This is a genomic window from Solitalea canadensis DSM 3403 (assembly GCF_000242635.2).
GTDB lineage: Bacteria > Bacteroidota > Bacteroidia > Sphingobacteriales > Sphingobacteriaceae > Solitalea > Solitalea canadensis.
Genome location: NC_017770.1, coordinates 463,852 through 489,962, shown reverse-complemented (window position 1 = coordinate 489,962; position 26,111 = coordinate 463,852). Strand labels below are relative to the sequence as shown.

Below are 26,111 nucleotides of genomic sequence, written 5' to 3'. Positions count from 1 at the left end.
AACACAAAATTTACCAAACTTTATCAACAAATAAAAGTTCGCTATAAATTTTCCCAAGCAGAAATCAGACCAATAATGCCTATAAACAAATGAGGCTGACAGCAGAATAATAATTTATTCAACCGTCAGCCCTTAGTTATGAGTTGTATAATTTTAAGGAGTACTTGTTGCTACGGGAATTACTTTACCATTGAAAAACTTATGACCTGTAAGGGCAAAGTCGGCAATGTATTTACCCATTTCAAAAGCTGCAACAGGAGATTCATAGCCAGGAAATGCTTGTTCAAGCATTTCAGTTTGTGCCGAGCCCAATGCCAGGCAATTTACTTTGATGTTTTGTTCTTTAAACTCTTCTGCCAAACACTCCGTAAGATTATGAAGCGCTGCTTTGCTTGCCGAATAAGCCACCAATCCAGGAAACTTAACGCTTCCTGCAAAACCACCCATGCTACCTATATTTACAATATGTGCATTGGTAGACAATAGAGGCTTCAGATGCTGAATCATTTTAACATGCCCAAACAGATTACTACGCATCATCAGCTCAAAATCTGCCTCTGTTAGTTCTTCGAAAGGCTTATTAATAAGCACACCTGCATTATTAATTAATACATCAACTGTACCTAATTTTTCTTTCAACAATGGAATTAATTCCGTTTCATAATCTCCGGAATAGATATCAAATGGCAATACTTCTATCTCACAATTTGGATTTAATTGAAGCGAAATTTCTTTAAGCTTTTCAAGTTTATCACCCGATCTGGCTAAGGCTACTACCTTAAGATTAGTTTGTAAGGCAAATTCAATGACTGCTTCGAAACCTACACCGCTGCTGGCTCCGGTAATAACAATATTCATATTTAGTTAATTGTGTATAGTTATGGGGTTTTAGATCATGGTTCATAGATCATGGTTCATGGTCTATAACCTAACCCCAAAAATAATAGTTCAGGAGTTATTGTATATGGTTATTCAAACCTTGCCCCTGAACTATTATCTATCCATGATCTATGAACCATGAACTATGATCTATAAACTATGATCTATGAACTTTTATTACTAATGTACTAAATCAATAACCGGATTAGCGATAAGGCTAAAACCGTCATTAATTAACTTGGTTAGTTTTGGATCGCTGGAAGCTTTATTTTTAAGGAATAAACGAATATCTTCAGCTATCTCAGGATGTAGTCCGGTGTGATCAAAGATTTCAAGAATTTCCATTGCACAAAGCCAGTCATTCGTATGTTCAGTTTTTAATGAATCCCAAACTGAAGGCAACAAAGCAACATCCGCCTGTTTTTCACGAACCTTTCTAACAATACGATATAATTCATGCAAACGAATCGTTTTATTATCATAGTTCACCTGATATGTTTTATTATCCGACACCATTGCTACCGGCTCAAATGCATCTTTATCAGCGGCTCCACAAAACACAGATACAATTTTTGAACCTACAGCCATATCGTAAATTCCCCATAATGGCTCAAAATAAACTTTCCCAGATTTAGCGTCGTATACTTTACAATTAGTAAAACTTAGTAATACTAATTTTTGATCTTCCTGGATAACAGATTTTAATACACCTTCTACAACAATACCACTCTCAAATTCGAGGTATGCAGGCTCACCTATTTCTACTCCAATGTTTTTAAGGTCATTAATATGAAAATCTTCCAATGACATTTCGGTATCCTTTAGCTTACCTATCGGAGAACTGAATCCATCAGCATGATATTCCTTATGGTGACCTTCCAGTTGAGTGTCATTATAACTTAAAGCGGAAGGACCTGTTGTTTTCAGATAGATTGCTTCGTCTTTTTCATTCAATATTACATCTGTAAACGTGCCTGTTACTTGCAATCCGGAACTATAAACTGCAGTACAAGTATTTCTACACTCAATGGCTTTCATCAATCCATAAGTACCCCCAACTCTAAACGACATTGTATTGGCAAAATCCTCTAATACAGCTATCAGATTTTCGAAATCAGCTGTAACGAATAATTGAGGTTGTGGCTTGGTAATATCATAAGAGTAATTGATTGTATCCTTGGCATACCATAGCTTTTGAACATCCGGTTTCATGCAAGATGCACTTTCACCAATTGAAGATAATAGGCCAGCTCCATAAATCTTAGGCTCATCTATAGTACCGATTAATCCGTACTCAACTGTCCACCAGTGTAAACGGCTTAACAAAGCCATTTCAGAAGGTGCACCTAAGTTTTGCTGCTTAAATTCAAGATCCTTTTCGGCTTTTGCAATTTCAGCAGGATCAGCATCAGGCATTTCCTTTAAGATCGATAAATGTCTGATCGCTTCATACAATTCAAAATCTTTATGAGAATACATTGCTTTAGAACCTATGTAGCCGAAATAGCTTAAATAATCGGCATAACGAGGTTCTCCAATAATTGGAGCATGGCCGGCAGATTCATGAATAATATCAGGAGCCGGAGTATATTCAATATGATCGATTTGGCGTATATCCGCAGCAATTACTAAAACCTTATAAGCCTGAAACTCCATGAAAGCAGCAGGAGGAATAAAACCGTCAACAGTTACCGCACCCCACCCTATTTGACCAAGCGCATCATTCATCTCTTGCAGGCTTGGAATCTTTTCAATTGTTAAACCAGCTTTTTTTAATCCCGGAATGTAAGGGTAATAAGCAACATCCTTAAGGTAACTGTAATTCTGACGCATTACATACCGCCAAATAGCGTGATCAACAGGCGTATAATGCTCATAATGTTGTTCAACAACATACTGCTTTAAATGGTTAGGCAACGCTGCCACCTGTTTATTGTTAAAGAAATTCATTTCAAATTGATTGGTCTTGTAAATTTATAAATACAAGGGTTACTTTCTTCATGTCGGGTGAATTAATTGAAAAATATTTACGAACTAATTCACTCCTAAACAAAATTATGAAGAACATTCAACAACTGGTACTTATATCAGTACTAACCCTGGCAATTACAAGTTGTGGTCAGAACCACAAAGCGGAAATGGAGTCAATGGCTTCTGCCGATACAGCAATGATATCTTCATCGGCAGCGGAAACCGGAAATGATAACGGTAGGAAGTTCATCCGAACATCGGAGTTAAAGTTTAAAGTAAAAAGTGTCGCTGATGCAACCTTCAAAATCGAGGATATTGCCCGCAAGGAAGGTGGATTTGTTACACTTTCTAACTTAACGAGTTCCGTTGACAATGTTGTAACCACCAAAGTAAGTGCGGATTCATCAGTAGAAACAAAATACTATACGGTTAGCAACTCAATTATTCTCAGAGTTCCAAATTATAAATTAGATACCACACTTAAACAGATTGCCAAACTGGTTGATTTCTTAGATTACCGTGTTATTAAGGCAGATGATGTTGGATTACAGCTATTATCTAACAATATGGCTCAAAAGCGAATTGCAAAAAATGAGCAACGCCTTACAGATGCAATTGACCAGAAAGGCCGTAAACTAAATGATGTAACGAATGCTGAGGAATCATTACTAGATAAGAATGAGCAATCAGATGCCACAAAGCTTTCTTCTCTTAACTTAAACGATCAGATAAATTTTAGTACTGTTAGCCTTTCTGTTTACCAGCGCGAAACCACAAAAAGCGAATTAATTGTAAACAACGTAAATCTAAAAGAATATCAACAAGGCTTTTTAAGTAGCGCCTACGAATCCTTTTTAACAGGATTTGAAATCCTGTCGTCTATTGTTTTGGCACTAATAAAACTTTGGAGTGTAATACTTTTAGCCTCAGCTGCTTATTTCCTTTACAGGAAATATGGCTTTAAGTTTAAAAAGGAAGTGAGATAATTTTAAACCATTTATCTGTGAAAAACATCCATTCTTTGATTAAGTTCTCGGTTTTCGCGTTATTCATTTCAATTATTTAGGGTTGTGGAGAAGGTATAAGAGATTACCGAAACTACTCGTTGAGCATTAAAAAATACCTACAAGTGAGTATTGTTCAAAAAATGCGAATCCTGTTAATTTGAAATCAGCAATGTTGAATCGAAATAATTATTAAAAAATACTTTTCTACACATCTACATATGTATGAGGCCCTGAATATTTTCGGGGCTTTATTTTTCCGCCCAATTACTAACCTCTGAAACACAACGCAATAAACTTGTTACGAAAAATTTCGTAGTAACTATTTTAATTACGAAACTCTTCGTATATATTTGATCTACGAAATAATTCGTAAACCAATTGAACGTTATTAACGTATGAAAATTCCAAAACCTACCGATGCTGAATTAGAAATCCTGCAAGTATTGTGGGAACACGGACCCAATACTGTACGATTTGTGAATGAGCAATTGAACGAGAAAAAAGAGACCGGCTATACAACTACTTTAAAGCTAATGCAAATTATGCATGGCAAAGAGATGTTAGACCGGGATGACAGTAGTCGCACGCATATTTATGGTGCCGCAATTGATGAAAAAGCAACTCAACAGCAACTACTTGACAAGTTTTTAGATAATGCCTTCAGAGGATCTGCATCCAAACTTGTTATGCAGGCGTTGGGAAATTCGCAGACGTCTAAAGAAGAATTAAATCAAATTCGTGAACTCTTAGATCAATTAGAAGGAGGAAAATAAAATGAATGCCTTTGATTCAATTTTTTCCGGCAATATAGCTCAAGCATTGGGTTGGGCGCTTGTGCATTCCATCTGGCAAATTGCTTTAGTATCGTTATTACTTGCTGCGATTATGATCGTACTGCATAATAAAAGTGCCAGGTTGCGTTACCTGATTGCTATTTGTTCATTGGGAGTAATTCTCATAATATCTGCAATCACTTTTTTTAGCGTATTGCAGTCGCCTTATGCAACTGCAACCAATAATGCTTCTGTATCCCAAATAACTTATACACAGTTATTCTTCGACAGTAACTACCAGCAAGGATTTTTCCATAGTTGGATGAATAATATAAGCTCATTTATTGAACAAAACCTGAATTTATTCCTTACTGCGTGGGTGGTGGGTGTTGGACTATTATCAATCAGACTTACAGGAGGAATAACCTATATTTTCAGGTTAAGAAACCGACAATTAAAACCTGTTGCAGCCAACCTTAATGCGAAACTTCAAAAATTGGAAGAGCGCTTTCAACTTAGAAGAAAAGTACAGTTGTTTGAATCTGCATTGGTTAAAGTTCCAACCGTTGTTGGTTATTTAAAACCCTATATACTGGTTCCAATTGGGGCATTTTCATACCTCCCGTTAAACCAAATTGAAGCTATTCTGGCGCATGAATTGGCCCATATAAAACGTAATGACTACCTCATTAATATTTTCCAATCGGTTTTAGAGATTATTTACTTTTTCCATCCTGGCATTTGGTGGATTAGTAATACCATCCGTAAGGAACGTGAATTATGTTGCGATGATCTGGCTGTTGCTTCCGGTTGTGATGCAATAACCCTTGCACGAGCGCTAACCACTATTGAAGAATTATCCATCAGTCAACCTAAAACTACGTTAGCCATGGCATTTACAGGCAAAGGCTCTTTATTAAACCGTATTAAACGATTAATTGGCCACTCAGAAAAAAATTCAACCACTCTTAACGGAGTTTCAGGTACTGTGATCATTCTTATCACTGCACTAATTACTTTTACTATGAACAGTTCGGATGTTTTTTCATCCTCGACTAAAAAACAAAAGTTGTTTGATAAAGCCGTTTTCAATGATGAAGCACCTGTGGCAAAATCATCATTAACCAGCATTATCACACCTGTTGCTTTAAAAGACAGCATTCGCATAAATAAGAACCTTACTATTGATGATCGGGATGCACTGGTAATTATTAAAGACGATAAGGGAGAGGTGAAAGACATCCGCATTAATGGAAAATCGGTACCTAAAGAAAGCTGGAATGAAGAAAACCTGCAAGCATTGATTAATCAGCGTTTAGTTGCACCGGTTCCTCCAGTTCCTCCAGTAGATATGCCTGCTCCTCCGGTACCTCCTGCACCAGATTGCAAACATTTTAACGGATTGCAATTGCCTCCTGTTCCATCGGTTCCTGCTTTCCCTCCTTTTCCTCCAATGAATTTTGATCTTAATGGATTAAATTTCGATATGAGTGATTTCAATGCAGATATGACTCCGGCTGAACGCAAGAAATTCGAAAAGAAGATGGAAAAATTCCAAAAAGAAATGGAAGCTAAAAGTAAAGAATGGGAGAAAAAATATGGCAAAGAGTGGGAACTAAAAATGCAACAAGAATGGGAACCTCAAATGAAAGATTTTGAAGTTAAAATGAATGCCTGGGCAAAAGAAGCTGAGCCACATCTGCAAATGTTAGCAACTAATTCACTTGGGAATTTTAACTTCAATGCTCCTGATTTCGAGGGATTCATGTTTAACGATCATAGTAACGCTAATTTAGAGCAACAGTTAATTAATGATGGATTGATTAAAAGTGGAGAAAGTTATCAGTTCAGTATCTCAGGTAAAAACAAGGAGTTAACCGTGAACGGTAAAAAACAATCAGCAGAATTATTTGAGAAATATGATAAACTGATCAAAAACTCAAATAGAATTAAAAGTGACGACTATTCGATCAGCATTTCTAAATAATCACTTAAAACTATACTAAAAAATCCACCCTTGAGGTGGATTTTTTATTTATGATCAAATCCTTTACTTACTGCTTGTAGTTGTTGATTTGGTGTATTTATTACACCAGTCAATCATTTCTGCCAGTGTATGCAATACCGATTCTCGCGCTGAATATCCGTGACTTTCATTTGGCAGCATTACCAACCTCGCGGTACCACCGTTTCCTTTAATCGCCTGAAATAAACGTTCAGACTGGATTGGAAAAGTTCCCGGGTTATTATCTGCTTCTCCGTGAATTAACAATAATGGTTCGTTTATTTTATCGGCAAACATAAACGGAGACATTTTATTATAAAGATCTTTCGCCTCCCAATAAGAACGACGCTCGCCCTGGAAGCCAAATGGAGTTAATGTTCTATTATAAGCTCCACTACGTGCAATACCTGCTACATAATCATCTGAATGTGCCAGTAAATTTGCAGTCATAAACGCTCCATAACTGTGTCCACCTACCACTACTTTCTTGCGATCAACAACACCCAATGAATCCAATTTATCGATAGCGGCTCTTCCCGATGCTACAATCTGCTCAAGAAAAGTATCATTCATTGTTTCAGGATTACCTACCACAGGCATAGTAGCATCCATTAATACCGCATATCCCTGAGTAACTAAAAATAGTGGAGTCATTCCGCGGAAAAAAGTAAATGTATTTGCAGAACCACGAACTTGTCCGGCCGTACTCGCATCTGAATATTCTAACGGATAAGCCCAAATGAATAATGGTAAACGATCTCCTTTTTTATAGGTGGCAGGCAAATACAACGTTCCTGAAAGAGGCACACCATCTGGACGAGTGTATTTAATTAATTCTTTACTTAATCCTGTTAATTGAGGTGCCGGGTCTTTAAATGAGGTTAGTGCTTTTCTTGTTCCAGATTTAAGATCAGTCAAATAAAGATTGGGAACTTCTGTTTTACTTTGGTACCTGGTAATAATTTGCGTTTGCCCTTTACCTGCAAAAGAGAGAAACTCTTCATAAGTCGCAGATTTTGATTTGAAGATATTTTGTTTTTCTCCGGTTTTAAGATTGAATTTATTAAGCTCAGGGAAATCGCCTTCTTTTGATGCTCCTTTAGCGCTTAAATAAACCCAGTCACCTTCTTGAATCATTACCCGGTCACCATTAACTTTTGTTTCGTACAAAATAGTTCCAGGATCTTTGTATGCATCATTTACACTCAGGTCAAATACCTTTTGCTTAGACGACTCAGTATTAATAAGATTATAGAAATAAGTGGTTCTCCAACGAAGATCACGGTTAAATTCTGTTAACAATACTTCATCCTTATTTGCAGTGAATTGAACACCAGCATAGCGGTGTTGCACCTTCAACAACTCAGTTGCTCCTGCAGTGAAAGGAGCCGATAATGTCATTAATTTATCTCGGAAAGGAACTTTTTTCAAAGGATCACCTTCATCCAGTGCTTCTGACCAGATTAGCTTTGCATCATAATACTTCTGCCATGAAAAACTTCTCGGACCTTTTACTACCCCATAAGTAGGAATATCGTCTGTAACACCATATTTAACGATTGTTTTCACGGTTGTTCCATTCATATCTAATACTTCCACTGATCGAGCAAAATCATCAAACGCAACACGGTAAGAGAATGGCTTGGTTAGTTTTTCAACCAAAACAAATTTTTCATTTGGCGATGGTTCTACATCTGTAAACAATGCAGCTGTTCCCACTTTTTTAATGGTTTTCGTTGTTGAATTAACCAAAACAAGTTGAGATGTAGCATAATATTCAAACAATTTCTCGTCATTCTGATTCTTCAACAGATCCTGATAAGTACGAACCGGAGCTGTTTTACCAGCTGTTTCTTCAATTGCCGGACCTTGAGGCGTATTAGAGATTACCGGGGCCTTTACATGAGTAGCAGGGATTGATTTTACTAATAACGATTGGTTATCATTCATCCATTGAAATGGTTGTCCCAACACATCATTTACCTTAATATTAGGAATCGCATTTGCTTTTCCTGAAGCAGCGTCTGCAATCCAAAGCTCAACGCCAGATGCTCCATCTCTTAAAAACGCAATCTTTTTACCATCTGATGACCAGGTAGGACTAAGAATACTTGAGCCTTCAGGAAGTTGGACTTTAACGATTTTTCCATCACTTAAATTTTGAATACTTAACCCATAAATTTCCGTTAAGCGCTGACGTGAATTTAACTGAGGATTGATACGAACACCTCCTATTCTTAAAATAGGCTGTGATACGGTTGCAATTGACGGATAAGGCTTGCTTGAAATAAGCAGCATGTCATTTTGTTGCGGACTAATACTTACTCCTGGCAAAGTTGGAGCATCAATCACATCAACAACTTCTTTGGGTGGAAGCTTGTAGGAACTTTGTCCCCACGCAAAACCAGTGATCAGAAGCAGTAAAAGTGAACTAGTAATTTTCTTCATATAACTTTTGTATCGATTGTTGAGGTCTTAAAACTATCGATACAACTGCTATTAATGAAGTAATTTTTACGTTACTACCCATAATAGCTGATTTACATACTACTTTAGGTTTTTTAACAACAAAAAAAGACCTTCATTACTGAAGGTCTTTTGCTTTTATTCGTGAATAATAATTATCCTAACAAGTTTTTCCAACTTACTAAATCACCGATGATCTTCTCTAACTGATCAATAGCAACACGCTCTTGCTCCATAGAATCACGGTGACGGATGGTTACCGTATTATCTTCTAATGATTGGTGATCTACGGTAATACAGAAAGGAGTTCCAATTGCATCCTGACGACGATAACGTTTACCGATTGAATCTTTCTCGTCATACTGCATATTGAAATCTAATTTCAATCTATCCATAATCTCTCTCGCTTTCTCTGGCAATCCATCTTTCTTAGTCAACGGAAGGACAGCTGCCTTAATTGGTGCCAATGCAGGATGGAATTTCAATACTGAACGAGAATCTTGCTTATCGCCTTCACTTAAATCTTGTTCTTCATAAGCATTAATCATCGTTAACAAGAACATGCGATCCAATCCAATTGAAGTTTCGATAACATATGGAATATAATTACCATAAGGTTTGCCTTCTTCGTTAAGATCATTATCAAAATACTGCATTTTCTTTCTCGAGTATTCCTGATGCTGACTTAAGTCGAAATCTGTACGTGAGTGAATACCCTCTACTTCTTTGAAACCAAACGGAAATTCAAATTCAATATCAACCGCTGCATTTGCATAGTGAGCCAACTTGGTATGATCGTGGTAACGGTATTTTTCAGGATCAGTTCCCAAGGCTTTGTGCCATTTTAGACGGGCTTCTTTCCAGTAATTGTACCATTCCATTTCCGTACCGGGACGAACAAAGAATTGCATTTCCATTTGTTCGAATTCACGCATACGCATAATGAACTGACGTGCAATTACCTCATTACGGAATGCTTTACCTATTTGAGCAATACCGAAAGGAATTTTCATACGACCTGATTTTTGAACATTCAGGAAGTTTACAAAAATACCTTGAGCAGTTTCAGGGCGTAAATAAACAACATCAGCTTCATCTGCCATGGCTCCCATTTGAGTTGAGAACATAAGATTAAACTGACGAACATCGGTCCAGTTGCGAGTTCCTGAAACAGGACAAGCAATTTCATGTTCAATGATCAATTCCTTTAAGCCTGCTAAATTCTCAACTTTAAGGTATTCGTCCATTTTCAACTGAAGGTCTTCAGCTTTCTGGATTTTACCGTCTTTTTCGTATTTGGCAATTTTATCTTCTAACAGCTGATCAGCACGATAGCGTTTTTTTGAATCTTTATTATCAATCATCGGATCGCTAAAGCCATCAACGTGGCCCGAAGCCTTCCAGATTTTCGGATGCATAAAAATTGCCGAATCAATCCCGACAATATTCTCATGCATTTGAACCATGGCTTTCCACCAATAGGTCTTAATATTATTTTTTAGCTCAGCACCAAGCTGACCATAATCATACACTGCGCTTAAACCATCATAAATTTCACTTGATGGAAACACAAAGCCGTACTCTTTTGAGTGAGATATTACGTTTTTAAAAAGTTCGTCGTTGTTTTTACTCATAGTGAGGCAAAGATATTTTTTAATCGGCAAAAAGATAAGAGAAACTTTATTAATTTGTTAAAGAATATATTATGTACTGTTTTTTATTTCCTTCATCATAATTATTCATTGTAAATTACACCAATCTATAAACTCTTCTTTACGTTCAATTTCTTACTTTCGCACGTTAATTATGGTGAACAATTATTGTCATAATATTCATTGTAATAACACTATCGTATAATAACATGTCGGTAATAGTAGAGCAATTAACCAAACAATACAAAAACCAAATAGCTGTAAACAGTATTTCATTTGAGGCTCAACCAGGTCGTATAATGGGCTTTTTAGGACCAAACGGTGCCGGAAAATCCACTACAATGAAAATGCTTACAGGTTACATCCCCCCTACTTCGGGCAAAGCTACCGTTTGTGGCTTCGACATCGTAAGTCAATCTTTGGACGTTCGTAGAAATATTGGCTATCTGCCCGAGCATAATCCCTTATACCTTGAGATGTACGTAAAGGAATCGCTTGCTTTTACTGCCCAAATGCATAAAATTACGAATGCAGGTAAGCGCATATCGGAAGTGATTGAACTCACCGGATTAGGTATTGAACAACATAAAAAAATAGGTCAACTGTCAAAAGGTTATCGCCAACGTGTAGGATTAGCGCAAGCTATCATTCATGATCCCAAGGTGTTGATTTTAGATGAACCTACCACAGGATTGGATCCTAATCAATTGATAGAGATCCGCAGTCTGATTAAAACAATCGGACAGGAAAAAACTGTAATCTTTTCAACGCATATTATGCAAGAGGTTGAAGCTATATGCGATCAGGTAGTCATTATCAACAATGGATTAATTGTAGCGAATGATCAGACTTCAAATCTTAAACAATTACTGGCCGGCAGTAAAACCTATTATGTTGAATTCGACAAAGAGGTTTCCGCAGAAAAATTACAGGAAATAGAAGGCGTATCAGCCATTGAATTTATTGGTACTAATTCATGGAAGATTACTTCCGGACAGGATATCAGAGGTCGTGTTTTTGAATTCGCCAAGCTAAATGACCTTGCCTTATTAAGTTCAAAGCAAGAAGAAAATTCATTGGAAGATATTTTCAGAACCTTAACAAAATAGATATAACCGCAAAGACGCTGAGACACAATGTAAAGCTTAGCGATTTTGCGACTTAGCGGTAAAATTTCATGTTAACAATATTAAAAAAAGAAATATCGGGATTCTTTAATTCAATGGTTGCCTATGTAACCATTATTTTCTTCCTTGTTATAACAGGTTTATTTCTGTGGGTATTTCCAGAGTCAAGCATTTTAGATTACGGCTATGCCGGATTAGACAGTCTTTTCTACATCGCGCCGTATGTTTTCATGTTCCTGATTCCGGCCATTACGATGCGTTCGTTTGCCGAAGAAAAAAAAGAAGGAACCTTTGAATTATTGACTACCCAACCTGTAACTGATTGGCAAATTATTCTTGGCAAGTTTGGAGCTGGCTTGTTTTTAGTTGTATTTTCATTACTTCCTACGCTGGTTTATTATTTCTCAGTTTATGAGTTAGGCGCCACTCCGGGTAACTTAGATTCTGGAGCTGTTATAGGTTCTTATATTGGGTTGCTTTTATTAGGATGTGCTTTTGCTTCCATCGGTATTTTCAGTTCATCAATCACTAATAACCAAATTGTAGCGTTTATTGTTGCTGTATTTATTTGTTTCATCGCTTTTAGCGGGTTTGAATCAATAAGTTCAATTGCTTCATTAGGATACCTGGATTCGAGTATATTAAATATGGGCATAAATGCGCATTATCAATCAATCAGTCGCGGAGTACTCGACACACGTGACCTGATCTATTTTCTAAGTTTTTCTGCATTATTCTTAGCTGCAACAAAAACCGTATTATCAACCAGAAAATGGTAGTAGATTTTGTAAACCGATCTATGAACCATTAACCATGAACAAATCATGAACAATACAGTAAAGAAAAAATCTATCATACAATTTCTGGCGATAATTGCCGCCGTTTTTTTAGTAAATATTGCAGGTAGCTTTTACTTCAGCCGCATCGATTTCACTAAAGAAAAACGCTATACTTTATCTGAATCGACCAAAAACATTCTAACCGGATTGGAGAATGATGTCGTTGTAAATGTATACCTGGAGGGGGAATTACCGGCAAACTTTAAGCGATTAAAAAAATCGACACTCGAAATGCTGGATGAGTTCAAAGCATATTCTAAAGGTAAGATCTATTATAATTTTATTGACCCTTTGGGTTCATCATCTGTTGAACGTCAAAACGCCATGATCGATACATTGGCAAAGCAAGGTTTGCAACCTACCAACCTGATGATGAAAACCGATAAAGGAAACACCCAAAAGATTATTATTCCAGGAGCCTTAGTTTATTATGAAGGCAAGCAGTTACCCATTTCACTTTTACAAAATAGCAGCAGAGTTGGAGGCGGTACGCAAGAAGAGGCCATTAATGCTTCCATTGAAAACATTGAATACCAACTGGCATCAACCGTAAAAAAACTTTCCAATAAGAATAAAGCATTAATAGGTTTCACGATCGGTCATAATGAACCAGACGACCAACATTTGGCAGATATAGGAAGAACATTAGCCGAATCTTATGAATTGAGGAGAGTTGACCTAAATGCCGTCAAATTAATTGATTTACAAAAGTTTAAAACGTTGGTAATCGCTAAACCAACAAAAGCTTTCTCTGAAGAAGAAAAGTATAAACTGGATCAGTTCCTTGTAAATGGTGGAAATCTTTTTTTATTACTGGATCAGTTACAAGCCGAAACAGATAGTATCAGAAGTAGAGGAATGTCACTGGCTTATCCATTAAGCTTAAATCTTGATGATATGCTTTTCCGCTATGGTGCAAGGGTAAATTATAACTTAGTGGAAGATGTTTATTGTGCAAGGATTCCGGTAATATTGGGTGAAGGAAATCAGGCGCAACAAGAGTTATTACCCTGGATATTTTATCCGATGCTTATTTCTAACTCCAACCATCCAATTGTCAGAAACCTGGAGGCCGTTCGTTGTCAGTTTGTTAATTCAATCGATACAATCGGCAATAAGAATATCAATAAAACAATTTTATTAACTACTTCCCCTTACTCGCGCAAATCGAATGCACCTGTAGTATTATCGTTAGCGAGTGTTCAGGAAGAACCCGATCCGGCAAAATTCACTGCCGGGCCACAAACTGCAGCTGTGCTGTTGGAAGGCAGTTTTTCATCCGTATTTGCAAACAGAACAATAGAAGGGGCCGATTTAAGTATTCCGTTTAAAACTCAACATAAGAAAAGTAAGCTTATTATTGTTGCCGATGGTGATGTTATTACAAATGATGTTTCTGCCTTAGACAAACAAATATTCCCGTTAGGTTTTGATAAATACACTAACCAAACTTATGGCAATAAAGTATTTGTCGAAAACAGCATTGATTACCTTACAGATGACTCAGGTTTATTAACACTTAGAACCAAAGAAATCAAAATAAGACTTTTAGACAAAGAAGTGATCAGGAATGAACGTCTGAAATGGCAACTTATAAATACAATACTTCCGGTAGCCATTATTGTATTATTCGCAGTCGGACGCAGTATTTACCGCAAGAGAAAATACGCAGCTTAAATTTTGAAGAACATTAAAAAGACAAAGGATAATTAGCATAAATTATCCTTTGTCTTTTTAATCAATTTCAAGAACTTCAATACCATCAACTTCGGCCTTATAGCCCATGTTAGAATAAATAACCTTTCCGATTCTTCGATAAGTTAAAAGAACAGTTACTGAATCCTGATAAAAATGATTATCAACTTGGGCATAATTTACCACCATAAAAGTTCTGGTATCAATCTCAGCCCATAGGCCAGCTTTGTCAACAGAAGGACTTCCATACCATTTCAGGGTTGCTTTTTTGGTGATAATTGCTCCCACCTCAAGGTCCTGAAATTGCATTACTTCTTCTTCTCTTTCACAAGCTCCAATTATTAAGGCAATACCTAAAAAAAGAATTAGTAATATTCGCATAAATCTAAATTCACTATATATTAAAAGCATTCAAACACCTATACGCTTTAAATAAACCAAATGCGACAGCAGAAGGCTTACTTTTCATAAATAATTAATAGGCTAACATTTGCTTTATTAACGAAACGTTGATACTTTCATCTTTTAATTCTTAAAACTTAGGCCTATTTTTAGGCCTTAAATTCATACATATGAAGTTTATTGTTTCTACAAGTACCTTACTAAAACAGTTGCAGGCAATTAGCGGCGCGTTGAGCAGTAATACGGTACTTCCAATTCTTGAGAATTTTTTATTCGAGATAAACGAAGGCACGCTTACTGTATCTGCAACAGATTTGCAAACCTCAATGACAACAAGTTTGCAGGTTGAAGCTAAAGAAAATGGAAAAATCGCAATTCCTTCACGTATTTTACTTGATACGCTTAAAACCCTTCCTGAGCAACCCGTAACTTTTACCATTGACAACAACTCTTACGGAGTTGAAATAAATGCAGGTGACGGTAAATATAAACTTGCGGGTGAAAACGGTGATGATTTCCCTAAGATTCCAGTGGTAGAAAATGCCAGCACGATCTCAATTACGGCATCTGTGTTAGCTGAAGCTATCAGCAAAACCTTATTTGCAGTTTCTAATGATGAGCTTCGCCCGGCAATGACAGGTGTTTACTGCCAGTTGTCACCAACCAACGTAACATTTGTTGCTACAGATGCGCATAAATTAGTTCGTTACCGTCGTTCAGACACGCAAGCAGAGTCTGCATCATCATTTATCCTTCCTAAAAAGGCATTGAACTTATTAAAAAGTTCATTACCAAGTGAAGACATCGCTGTTCAAATTGATTATAATAACAGCAGTGCATTTTTCCGTTTCAACAGCATCAGTCTTATCTGTCGTTTAATTGATGAGCGCTACCCTGATTATGAAGCGGTAATTCCTCAAAACAACCCTAATAAATTAACAATCGATCGCAGTCAATTCTTAAGTTCACTGAAGCGTGTGGTTATTTATGCAAATAAAACCACTCATCAGGTTCGCCTAAAAATCAACGGCAGCGAATTGAATATTTCTTCTGAAGACTTAGACTTCTCAAACGAAGCGTACGAACGTTTAAGCTGTCAATATAACGGTGAGGATTTAGAAATCGGCTTCAACGCTCGTTTCTTAATTGAGATGTTAAATAACTTGAATTGTTCCGAAGTTATTTTAGAAATGTCGACTCCAAACCGTGCGGGTATCTTATTCCCAACCAATCAGGAAGAAAACGAAGATGTTTTAATGTTGGTAATGCCGGTAATGTTAAATACCTACGCATAATTTACTAGTTGAAGAATTTGTAGAAAGCTGTTCCGATTTTTTGGAGCAGCTTTTTTTTCACCTCATCCCCGGCCCTTCTCCTTAAGGAGAAGGGAGCGCTCGGAATGTATGTTTCGATAAATTCCATTATCATCGAAAATTCTCAGTTAAGCAATCTGCCCAACCGTCCTGAAAATGGCAAGCTTGCACTGTCTCAAAGTCCCTCTCCTTCAGGAGAGGGATTTGGGGCGAGGTCATACTCTACTCAATCAATAGACTTTTTAAAATAAATTTGGAGAATAACGTTATACTCCATTATATTTGAACACCGAATTACTTCATGCATTAAGCACAATGTAATTCTTATAAAGAAGAGGCGAGAGAACAGGCTCTGTGACCCTCTGGCAACCGCCGATACCGGAAAGGTGCCAACTCCTGCTCAACCCTGATTTTCAGGATGAGAACTATAAAAATTACAGTAAAATGAAGACAAAAAATTCAACTTCCTTCGTAAAGAGTAACGGTTATTTCTTCCTGTTACCTATCTCATTCAATTCATTTAGCAATTCTACAGCATATTTTTACTGTTGTTGCATGTGTTAAGGCGGGTTATTACTTGCATCTATCCTATTGCTATTACCTAAAGTTTCCATGCGCGCTGGCAACAGATGATAGTAGCTCTAAAATAAATCAACTTTTTACTTACTAAACATCAATTGACAATGTCAGGCACAAATTATCATTTCGAAACACTGCAACTTCACGCAGGACAAGAAGTTGACAGCACTACACTTTCTCGTGCAGTTCCTTTATATCAAACAACCTCTTACGTTTTCAAAGACTCTCAACATGCAGCCAACCTGTTTGGATTAAAAGAATTCGGAAATATTTACACCCGAATCATGAATCCTACCACCGACGTTTTTGAAAAACGTATCGCAGCCTTAGAAGGTGGTGTTGCTGCCGTGGCTGTTAGTTCAGGACAAGCAGCTCAGTTTCTAGCCCTTAATAATATTTTGCAGGCTGGCGATAACTTTGTAAGCACATCTTTCTTATATGGTGGCACCTATAACCAGTTTAAAGTAGCTTTTAAACGTTTAGGTATTGATGTACGCTTTGCCAATGGCGATAATGTGGCAGAATTTGAAAAACATATTGATAAAAACACTAAAGCGCTATATGTTGAAACAATAGGAAATCCGGAATATAATATTCCTGATTTTGAAGCATTGGCAGCTTTGGCCCGTAAATACGATATACCATTAGTGGTTGACAATACATTTGGTGCTGGAGGATACCTGGCCCGTCCATTAGAACTTGGAGCTAATATTGTTGTTGAGTCTGCAACTAAATGGATCGGTGGACACGGAACAAGTATCGGCGGTGTTATTGTGGATGGGGGAAACTATAACTGGGGTAATGGCAAATTTCCTCAGTTTACAGAACCATCAGAAGGATACCATGGACTGGTTTTCTGGGACATTTTCGGAGAAGGAAATCCGTTAGGACTGCCAAATATTGCATTTGCAATTCGCGCAAGAGTTGAAGGGCTTCGTGATTTTGGCCCTTCTGTAAGTCCATTTAACTCATTTTTATTTATTCAGGGATTAGAAACCTTGTCACTACGCGTTCAGCGTCAGGTTGATAATGCATTAGCTCTTGCGGAATGGCTGGAAAGTCACGATCAGGTTGAATATGTAAGATACCCGGGACTAAAAAGTAGCAAATACCACGAGCTCGGTAAAAAATACCTGAAAAATGGCTTTGGTGGTGTATTATCCTTCAAAATAAAAGGAGGAAAAGAAACTGCCGACAAATTTGTTAACAGTTTAAAACTGATTAGCCATCTAGCTAACGTAGGCGATGGTAAAACCTTGATTATTCATCCTTCAACAACTACTCATGAGCAGTTAAGTGAGGCTGAACAGTTAGCATCAGGGGTTGAACCGGGCTTGTTACGTATATCAGCAGGTTTTGAACATATTGATGACATCAAAGCAGACCTTCAAAATGCATTCAGCATCGTAAATGAAGGTGTAGCTGTATAACATAAAAACGCATCGCCGTTTAGGCATGCTTAAAATATTAGTTTTTAGAAATAATAAGTTTGCAGCATGCATCCGTGTGTACAGCCCGGATGTTTTGCTGTTTTAGTGTAAAGAATAGATGATCAGGAGTTTTACATATACGAATGCTTTTAAGTTAGAGTCAGGTATTGTGTTACCACAGCTTGAAATAGCCTATTTCTCTGCTGGTACTATAAATGCTGAACAAACAAATGTGATATGGATTTGTCACGCCCTAACCGCTAATGCCGATGTTAGCGATTGGTGGAATGGCATTGTAGGAAAGGGAAAAGTATTTGACCCCGATCAACATTTTATTGTTTGTGCTAACATTCTGGGTTCTTGCTATGGCACAACCGGACCGTTATCTGTTAATCCTGAAACGGGTGCTCCGTATTTCCATACTTTTCCAGCAGTTACCACTCGTGATATGGCCCGGGCTCACAACCTGCTAAGACAACATTTGGGTATTCGACGTATTAATACAGCAATCGGAGGGTCATTAGGAGGGCAACAGGCAATGGAATTTGCCATTGAGCAACCCGAATTAATAGAAAATCTAATCCTTATTGCTACCAATGCATCTCATTCGCCATGGGGTATTGCTTTCAATGAAAGTCAACGATTAGCTATTGAAGCCGATACAACATGGAAAGATAATCACCCTGAAGCAGGTCTTAAAGGGTTAAAAGCTGCACGTTCACTTGCACTATTAAGCTATCGCCATTATGATGCCTATAATATCACTCAGAAAGAACTGGATATTGATAAAACCGACGAATATAAGGCTAGTTCGTATCAGGCATACCAAGGAGATAAGCTTGTAAAAAGATTTAACGCATTTTCTTACTGGGCACTAAGCAAAGCCATGGATTCTCATAACGTCGGCAGAAATCGGGAAAGCATTCAAAATGCTTTATCACAAATCAAGTCGCGTACGCTAACCATAGGTATCAGCTCTGACTTACTTTTTCCTCCAGTTGAACAAAAGTTTTTGGCTGAACATATTCCTGGGGCTAATTACATTGAAATCGATTCTTTCTTTGGCCATGATGGATTCCTTATCGAATGGGAACAACTAAAAACAATTATTAATGATTTTGCCGCTGTAACGAGTAATTAACAATTATAATAACAGGTAGTGAGTACTACCTGTTATTCTTCTTCCCTAACCTTAAAAGTACGTTTCGTTACACTTAAACTATCAACAGGAGATTCATCGTCATCCTTTCTGATTTTCCAGTTATTTAATGAGGGTTGTCCGGCATTTTTCCAGGCTGTATACCAATAGCAACCAATGATATGAATGGCTGAAATCATTTGCCGTTCAACCATTCCATTTAATTGCTGATGATATTTTTCGGAATATTTCTCTGAATAATCACTCACCATCATCTTATTCTTTTCAACTAAACCATACTTCTGTTCGGAAGCCATTTCTGAGTTTAATTTTGCTTCGAACTTAAGGACAGAATCAACCGCATTATGACATTGCAGTATATGCTTCCATACATAATCCAACGGATGATCAATGTACCCTGCCCTTCCTGGTAATTGATCGTAACTAGAAGAGAACAACACAGGTAATCGTGTTTCCCAAAAACCATGAATCCCTTTCTGACCGGTAAGCTGTCCATTATAATTAGAAGTGGTATGTAATGGAACAGAAGCATCCGCCAAATAATGACCAAGGTAGGCTGAATACCTGAGAATTTTAGCGGAATCACGTTCAACAAATGCTTTTGTAAGGCGATTTAGTGTTAACTCAATATTCCATGGCAGTATTCCCTTACTTTGCAATGTATCTTCTGAGTAAAGAGTTACTGCATCATTCCATCGCATTAATTTCTTTGTTGCCAATAATTCAGGATAATGATCCAAATCCATAAAATGCCTTGCTCCTTCTTCCTTTACCAGGTAACGCATTTTATCAGGGTCAACAGCATGCTTGGTAAGATATTCAAGATTTCGTTTATAAAACCCAAACATCTCCGGAGGAAGTGTAAAAACAGCCATTCGGTTTATTTGCATGTGAGCAAAAAATCCCCATTTAAATGAAGCATTTGCTGTACCTAACGGCAATAGCAAAAGCGAGCAGAGTGTGCCTGCCAAAAGAAAACGCATAAATAGATAGATGTTAAAATTAATTTATTGACTGAGACAGCCGCTTTTTCTTTGTAATAGCCAGATTTAATTCATCCTGATGTTTTTGAAACTTAAAAACTTTAATAGTTCCAATCGTATAGTTACAAACCCAGGCTTCAAGTGTATCATCATCTTCAAAAATATCTACACCTACAGGCCTACCTTTCGAATCAAGTGAATAAATCTTTACAAGCCCATTATCAACTATTTTAAAAACATCCAACTTATTTCCTTTATAACAGGTAACAAATAAAAACTGGCCATTTTTTGATAAAATAATTGTACGCGGGTGAGATTCAGTCTTAGCAGTAAAAAGGGTTTGCCCTGTTAAAGGATCGATACAAGCAACTTCCGAAAGCATATTATAGGAAACAAATAGTCGTCCTTTAGTATCCATAACTAGGTGTCTGGGATTGGATGCCACATTAATAGGAGGTTCATTTTCCCATGTCTTCATATTTACCACATTGATACGCGCACCACCCATGATCGCTACAAAAGATCGCTCATTGTTATTGTCGACAACAATCCCCCTGGGAATAGCTCCCATTGAAATATTTTTAAGCAGATAGGCGAAAGGGAAATGATCCGGATCAATTGTTAAAACACTCGTGGAATGAGAATGCCAGTTACTAACCAATAAATATTGACTTTTCTTATCAGCAACAATAACCTTTGGCGTTTTTCCGGTTTTTATCAATGGACAATAAATTGTATCAGGTGTAGCGTCATTCGTGTATATAACTTTCACCTCCTTTTGCAATGAATCTCGTTCAGGATGAAGCGCTTTCATTTTTGGAATATCATTCAATAAGATCGGAACGATTCCCTCAGCATTGTGAAGCGAAACCCATAAAATACTATCATGGTTACTTATAGCCGCCTCTACCGGTTTTTCCTTGTACGAAATTATTTTCTTTGCATCTTCATAACTCCATCCTTCACCAATTGTTGGTTTAAATCTAAACTCCCGTAGTACTCTTTTCTCCTGCTGATCAAACTCATACACACTTAAACCTTCCAAGTTTAAGGCATACAACCGACTTCCATCACTATTAAAAAGAACTGATTTAGTGCCAGGTGCTGATTGTAATGAAATTGATGTATCTAATACCAGATCTGAGTAGGGCTTAAGTGTGTGAATAACCGAGGTCAGTGTGTCTACAGATTTTTTTTCGGCAAGAACCATTTTTGTTTTTACGGGTACCGAAGACACTTTTTTACATCCTATCTGAAATAAAATTATCGCTATAAACGATAGAATGAAGTAATAAATTTTCATAGGTGATATTAACTAATGTTTAGCAATACTAGCTAAAAAAATCTTTTCGTATATTAATATGAATTTAATTTTATCAAAAGATAATTAATACAGCATCATATTGTTAAACGAATTACTTTATTAAAAGTTAACTGAACGATCGACTATAAAAGGGTAAACAGTTAATAGTAGACTAATGGGCTTTAATTACCAATCAAAAAAAGTACATTTGCAGCAGCATTTTTTAGGGCTCGCTTTTGCAAACATCTAAAATTTAAATTGTTGTTTGCTTTTTAAATTATTAGCTCTATATTTGCAGTCCTTTTAAGAAAAGAGTTTATATATCATGGCAAATCATAAATCAGCGATAAAGAGAATTCGTGCTAACGCAACTAAACGCTTAAGAAACCGTTACCAGGCTAAAACTACTCGTAACGCTATCAAAAAATTACGTGGAATGAACAGCAAAGCTGAGGCAACTGAGCTTTACAGAAAAGTTTCTTCTATGTTAGATCGTTTAGCTAAGAAAAACGTTATTCACAAAAACAAAGCAGCTAACAACAAATCTAAATTAGCCAAATTCGTAAGCAAATTAGGTTAATCTGATTTAGCATAACAATATTTTAAAAGCTTGATCCATACAGGATTAAGCTTTTTGTGTTTGCAGTCATCACAAAAACTCATCATCTACTCTACTTAAACGGTATAACTACCTGTATGTAATAATTTTATCATACGGTTGTTTTGTATACAGTTAACTTTCCTATTTTATAACTTCGTTGTTATATTTTAACCGTAATCATTAATTTCATCACTTATTAACATGAATAAAAGGCTAATTGGAGCGCTATCACTCCTGCTGGGCTTAAGCTCATCTATCTATGCCCAAAAAGTAGATTTTACAGAATATGATCTAGACAATGGACTGCATGTGATCCTGCATAAAGATAATGCAGCACCGGTAGTTACAGTTTCTGTAATGTACCACGTAGGATCCAAAAATGAACAAACCAATCGAACTGGATTTGCACATTTTTTCGAGCATTTACTATTTGAAGGTTCCGACAACATCAAACGCGGCGAATTCATGAAAATCGTGTCTAAAGCTGGCGGTCAGAATAATGCAAACACCACTCAGGATCGTACTTATTACTATGAAGTATTACCATCAAATGAATTAGAAACCGGCTTATGGCTTGAATCGGAACGTATGCTGCACCCTGTTATTAATGAGATTGGGGTAAAGACCCAAAATGAAGTGGTTAAAGAAGAGAAGCGCTTGCGTATCGACAACCAGCCTTATGGCCGCTTTGCAGAAGAGGTATTTGTTCGTTTATTCAACAAGCATCCTTATCACTGGCAAACGATCGGATCTATGGCCGACCTTGATGCTGCTAAACTAGAGGAGTTTAAAGCGTTCTTCAAGAAGTTTTATGTTCCGAATAATGCTTGCTTAGTTATCGCCGGAGATATTGATGTAGACAAAACTAAAAGTTTGATCAAAGCTTATTTCGGTCCGGTTCAGAAAGGCCCAGATGTTGTCCAACCTTCTATAGAAGAAGCTCCCATTACTCAAGCTATTGTTGACTCTGTTTATGATGCCAATATTCAGATCCCTGCTATTATTACGGCCTATCGTGTTCCGGGTATGAAAAGCCGTGATTCTTATGTATTAAACATGATCTCTACTATTTTATCAAACGGCGGTAGCTCACGTTTATACAAAAAAATGGTAGACGAAAAGAAAAACGCCATTCAGGTAGGTGCATTCCCATATACGTTGGAAGACTACGGTGCATATATTACTTATGCATTGCCTAACAATAATGCAAGTCTAAATGATCTTTTAAAAGACATTGATGAAGAGATCGCTAAAATGCAAAATGAGTTAATCTCCGAAAATGATTATCAAAAGCTACAAAATATTATGGAAAACAACTTTGTAAATGCAAACAAGGGTGTTGAGGGTATTGCAAATAATCTTGCTGATGCCTACACGTTCCATAAAAACACCAACTTAATCAACACTGAACTTTCTGTTTACCGTTCTATAACTCGCGAAGAGATCAGAGATGTGGCAAAAAAATACTTAAGCCCAAATCAACGAGTGTTATTGTATTACCTACCTAAAAGCAACCAATAATTAACCAGAACAGAAAACATCATGAAAAAGATATTTTTAAGTGTAGCTACAGTAGCATTTATCATTACCTCTACTCTAGCACAAACAATAGACAGAACACACAAACCTGCAGCAGGACCTGCTCCGGTTATCAACATTGGTCAGCCGCAAACTTTTACGCTTCCTAACGGCATGAAGGTTTTAGTTGTTGAAGACCACAAATTACCCACAGTTTCAGCTAGCTTAATGCTTGATCGGGTCCCTAAACTTGAAGGTAGTAAAGCCGGGACTTCAGGCTTAATGAGTGCGATGATGAACGAAGGAACTACCACCCGATCAAAAGCTAAATTTGATGAGGAAGTAGATTTTATGGGTGCAAATGTAAGTGCTTCGGCTAATGGAGCTTCGGCTTCAGCATTAACGAAATACTTTGATAAAGCATTTGAGTTAATGGCTGATGCAACTTTAAATCCGGCATTCCCACAGGAGTCTTTTGATAAAATTAAGTCGCAAGCTATCACTGGATTAAAGTCAGGTGAAAAAAGTGCAAAAGCCATATCAGGGAGAGTTGTTTCTGCTTTAGTCTATGGCACAGATCACCCTTTTGGTGAATTTGAAACAGAAGAGAAGCTAAACGGAATTAAACTTGATGATGTTAAATCAGCGTATAAAGCACAGTTTGTCCCTAATAAATCCTATTTAGTTTTCACCGGAGACATTAAACTTGAAAATGCTAAAAAACTAGCAACTAAGTATTTCGGAAATTGGAAGCTTGGAACGTTAAATGAACCATCTGTAAAGAAACCTGTAAATGTTTCGACAACTGAAATTGATTTAATTGATGTTCCAAATGCCGTTCAATCTGAGGTTTCTGTAACCAACATTGTTGATAACACTAAAAATAACCCTGATTATTTCGCTTTAGTTTTAGCTAACCAAATCTTAGGTGGAGGTTCAAACGGATACTTATTCTTAAATCTTCGAGAAAAACACGGTTATACGTATGGTTCTTACTCGTCTGTAGGTTCTAATCGTTATGGGGCCCGTTTTGGAGCTTCAGCAAGTGTTAGAAATGCTGTTGCAGATAGTGCTGTTATCCAGATATTAAACGAGATAAAACGTATAGGCTCTGAAAATGCAAGTGAAGACGATATTCAGCTAGTAAAAAACACCTACAATGGAAGCTTTGCAATGGGCTTGGAGGATAAAGCAAAAATTGCAGAATATGCACTGAATATTGAAATAGAAGGATTGCCTAAAAACTTTTATCAAACATTTCTGCAAAAAATAAATGCAGTTACCGCTGCAGATATTCAGCGTGTAGCCAGGAAATATTTCCTGAATAATCAGGCTCGCATCATTGTTGTTGGCAAAGCAGCAGAAGTAGGTCCGAAATTAGAGAAATTAGGTTACAAAGTTAATTACTTCGATAAGTATGCAAATCCTATTGTAAAAGGAACTGCTCCGAAGGTTTCTAATGTTTCGCCTCAAAATGTAATGGATAAATACATTCAGGCTATTGGTGGGCCAAATAAAGTAAAAGCAGTAAAAACGGTTGCTATTAATGCTGAAGCCTCGGTTCAGGGCATGACGTTGAATGCTTTATTTAAACAAATGGTTCCGAATAAAGAATTCCAAAGCATGAGCATCAACGGCATGACGATCATGAAATCTGTATTTGACGGCAAAACCGGTTACAATGAGATGCAAGGTCAGAAAAATCCGTTTGAAGCTGATGAAGTAAAGAAAAAGCAAGAAGAGCATACACTTTTCCCTGAGTTTTATTACACAGCAGATAAATTTAATTTATTAGTTGATGGTATTGAGAAGGTGAATGACAAGGATGCTTATAAAGTTAAAATCAACTCTCCTGCCGGAAAAACTTCTTATAAGTATTTTGATGTTACTTCTTCTTTATTGGTTAAATCGGAAGAAACAATAAAACTGCCTACCGGACAAGAAATGACTCAATCTATTGAATATGGTGATTATAAAGCAGTAAATGGCGTTCTTATGCCACACTCTTTATCTATTTCTGCCGGGCCACAACAAATTGACATGAAAGTAAAAGAAGTGAAAGTAAACGAAGGCGTTACTGAAGCTGATTTTAAATAGTTCATGGGATTATGGTTCATAGATCATAGCCTATATAAATATGATCTATGAACCTTTTAATTACAACTTCCTCACCTTTTCACAAGTCATTGCCTGCAAAAGACTTCTTACATGTTCATAAATCATTTATTATCAATCTTAACCAACTTCAAGCAATAAAAGGTAGTTTTGTCCAAATAAGAGACAAGCAGATATCTGTTAGCAGAACGTATAGAGAAGCCTTGTTAAAAAAATAGAAGATCACAACTTGCCCACAAAATGAACTTTAGTAGACTCAAATCAAAGTTTTATAATTAACCAACCATCCAACGT

The 26,111-nt window shown here is 36.9% G+C and carries 20 protein-coding genes and 1 riboswitch; of the genes, 13 read left to right on the top strand and 7 right to left on the bottom strand.

Annotation, left to right across the window (positions count from 1 at the left end; genetic code table 11):
* Positions 1–153: 153 nt before the first annotated feature.
* Together SOLCA_RS01890 and SOLCA_RS01885 are read right to left on the bottom strand one after the other, a co-directional pair.
* Entirely contained in the window at positions 154–858 is a 705-nt protein-coding gene (locus SOLCA_RS01890) for an SDR family NAD(P)-dependent oxidoreductase (protein ID WP_014678758.1), read from the bottom strand.
* 201 nt (positions 859–1,059) lie between these two features.
* Positions 1,060–2,829, bottom strand: a complete 1,770-nt coding sequence (locus SOLCA_RS01885; RefSeq protein ID WP_014678757.1) for an aromatic amino acid hydroxylase — start codon at positions 2,827–2,829, stop codon at positions 1,060–1,062.
* A gap of 107 nt (positions 2,830–2,936) precedes the next feature.
* Between SOLCA_RS01885 and SOLCA_RS01880 the strand changes: the two genes are divergently transcribed.
* The 3 genes from SOLCA_RS01880 (at position 2,937) to SOLCA_RS22065 (ending at position 6,617) form a co-directional block, all read left to right on the top strand.
* Positions 2,937–3,836 (top strand): DUF4349 domain-containing protein, encoded by a 900-nt coding sequence (locus SOLCA_RS01880; RefSeq protein WP_157604495.1) that lies wholly within the window; start codon positions 2,937–2,939, stop codon positions 3,834–3,836.
* A gap of 416 nt (positions 3,837–4,252) precedes the next feature.
* Positions 4,253–4,630 (top strand): BlaI/MecI/CopY family transcriptional regulator, encoded by a 378-nt coding sequence (locus tag SOLCA_RS01875; protein ID WP_014678755.1) that lies wholly within the window; start codon positions 4,253–4,255, stop codon positions 4,628–4,630.
* 1 nt (position 4,631) lies between these two features.
* Positions 4,632–6,617: a M56 family metallopeptidase gene (locus SOLCA_RS22065; RefSeq protein WP_014678754.1), complete on the top strand. Its 1,986-nt coding sequence runs from the start codon at positions 4,632–4,634 to the stop codon at positions 6,615–6,617.
* Positions 6,618–6,680: 63 nt separating this feature from the next.
* On the opposite strand, the gene SOLCA_RS01865 is transcribed toward SOLCA_RS22065, so the two are convergent.
* Both SOLCA_RS01865 and SOLCA_RS01860 read right to left on the bottom strand, forming a co-directional pair.
* Positions 6,681–9,083 (bottom strand): S9 family peptidase, encoded by a 2,403-nt coding sequence (locus SOLCA_RS01865; RefSeq protein WP_014678753.1) that lies wholly within the window; start codon positions 9,081–9,083, stop codon positions 6,681–6,683.
* 173 nt (positions 9,084–9,256) lie between these two features.
* Entirely contained in the window at positions 9,257–10,735 is a 1,479-nt protein-coding gene (locus SOLCA_RS01860) for a glycine--tRNA ligase (RefSeq protein WP_014678751.1), read from the bottom strand.
* Positions 10,736–10,962: 227 nt separating this feature from the next.
* Between SOLCA_RS01860 and gldA the strand changes: the two genes are divergently transcribed.
* The 3 genes from gldA (at position 10,963) to gldG (ending at position 14,396) form a co-directional block, all read left to right on the top strand.
* Positions 10,963–11,862, top strand: coding sequence for a gliding motility-associated ABC transporter ATP-binding subunit GldA (gene gldA / locus SOLCA_RS01855; RefSeq protein WP_014678750.1), 900 nt, complete (start codon positions 10,963–10,965; stop codon positions 11,860–11,862).
* Between the two features lie 68 nt (positions 11,863–11,930).
* Positions 11,931–12,659 (top strand): gliding motility-associated ABC transporter permease subunit GldF, encoded by a 729-nt coding sequence (gene gldF, locus SOLCA_RS01850; protein ID WP_014678749.1) that lies wholly within the window; start codon positions 11,931–11,933, stop codon positions 12,657–12,659.
* Between the two features lie 45 nt (positions 12,660–12,704).
* On the top strand, positions 12,705–14,396 hold the full coding sequence (gene gldG / locus SOLCA_RS01845) for a gliding motility-associated ABC transporter substrate-binding protein GldG (protein WP_014678748.1): 1,692 nt from the start codon (positions 12,705–12,707) through the stop codon (positions 14,394–14,396).
* A gap of 57 nt (positions 14,397–14,453) precedes the next feature.
* Here the strand turns inward: gldG and SOLCA_RS01840 are convergent, their stop codons facing one another.
* On the bottom strand, positions 14,454–14,795 hold the full coding sequence (locus SOLCA_RS01840) for a hypothetical protein (protein WP_014678747.1): 342 nt from the start codon (positions 14,793–14,795) through the stop codon (positions 14,454–14,456).
* 191 nt (positions 14,796–14,986) lie between these two features.
* Between SOLCA_RS01840 and dnaN the strand changes: the two genes are divergently transcribed.
* The 3 genes from dnaN to SOLCA_RS01825 all read left to right on the top strand — a co-directional run bounded on the left by dnaN (position 14,987) and on the right by SOLCA_RS01825 (position 19,279).
* On the top strand, positions 14,987–16,111 hold the full coding sequence (gene dnaN, locus SOLCA_RS01835) for a DNA polymerase III subunit beta (RefSeq protein ID WP_014678746.1): 1,125 nt from the start codon (positions 14,987–14,989) through the stop codon (positions 16,109–16,111).
* Between the two features lie 339 nt (positions 16,112–16,450).
* Positions 16,451–16,563, top strand: a riboswitch (SAM riboswitch).
* Between the two features lie 249 nt (positions 16,564–16,812).
* Positions 16,813–18,138, top strand: a complete 1,326-nt coding sequence (locus tag SOLCA_RS01830) for an O-acetylhomoserine aminocarboxypropyltransferase/cysteine synthase family protein (RefSeq protein WP_014678745.1) — start codon at positions 16,813–16,815, stop codon at positions 18,136–18,138.
* Positions 18,139–18,256: 118 nt separating this feature from the next.
* A complete protein-coding gene (locus tag SOLCA_RS01825) occupies positions 18,257–19,279 on the top strand; it encodes a homoserine O-acetyltransferase family protein (protein ID WP_014678744.1) in 1,023 nt (340 codons plus the stop codon).
* Positions 19,280–19,311: 32 nt separating this feature from the next.
* Here SOLCA_RS01825 and SOLCA_RS01820 read toward each other — a convergent pair whose 3' ends face one another.
* The gene (locus SOLCA_RS01820; protein WP_014678743.1) at positions 19,312–20,280 is read right to left on the bottom strand and encodes a zinc dependent phospholipase C family protein; all 969 of its coding nucleotides are present in this window, start codon (positions 20,278–20,280) and stop codon (positions 19,312–19,314) included.
* Between the two features lie 19 nt (positions 20,281–20,299).
* Positions 20,300–21,583, bottom strand: coding sequence for a YncE family protein (locus tag SOLCA_RS01815; protein ID WP_014678742.1), 1,284 nt, complete (start codon positions 21,581–21,583; stop codon positions 20,300–20,302).
* A gap of 325 nt (positions 21,584–21,908) precedes the next feature.
* Between SOLCA_RS01815 and rpsT the strand changes: the two genes are divergently transcribed.
* The 4 genes from rpsT (at position 21,909) to SOLCA_RS23875 (ending at position 26,035) form a co-directional block, all read left to right on the top strand.
* Positions 21,909–22,163, top strand: coding sequence for a 30S ribosomal protein S20 (gene rpsT, locus SOLCA_RS01810; protein WP_014678741.1), 255 nt, complete (start codon positions 21,909–21,911; stop codon positions 22,161–22,163).
* A 222-nt stretch (positions 22,164–22,385) separates the two neighbouring features.
* Complete coding sequence (locus tag SOLCA_RS01805; protein ID WP_014678740.1) at positions 22,386–23,705, top strand: M16 family metallopeptidase; 1,320 nt, start codon at positions 22,386–22,388, stop codon at positions 23,703–23,705.
* A 21-nt stretch (positions 23,706–23,726) separates the two neighbouring features.
* The gene (locus tag SOLCA_RS01800) at positions 23,727–25,799 is read left to right on the top strand and encodes a M16 family metallopeptidase (RefSeq protein WP_014678739.1); all 2,073 of its coding nucleotides are present in this window, start codon (positions 23,727–23,729) and stop codon (positions 25,797–25,799) included.
* Between the two features lie 47 nt (positions 25,800–25,846).
* Positions 25,847–26,035, top strand: coding sequence for a LytTR family transcriptional regulator DNA-binding domain-containing protein (locus SOLCA_RS23875; RefSeq protein ID WP_081479961.1), 189 nt, complete (start codon positions 25,847–25,849; stop codon positions 26,033–26,035).
* Positions 26,036–26,111 lie beyond the last annotated feature (76 nt).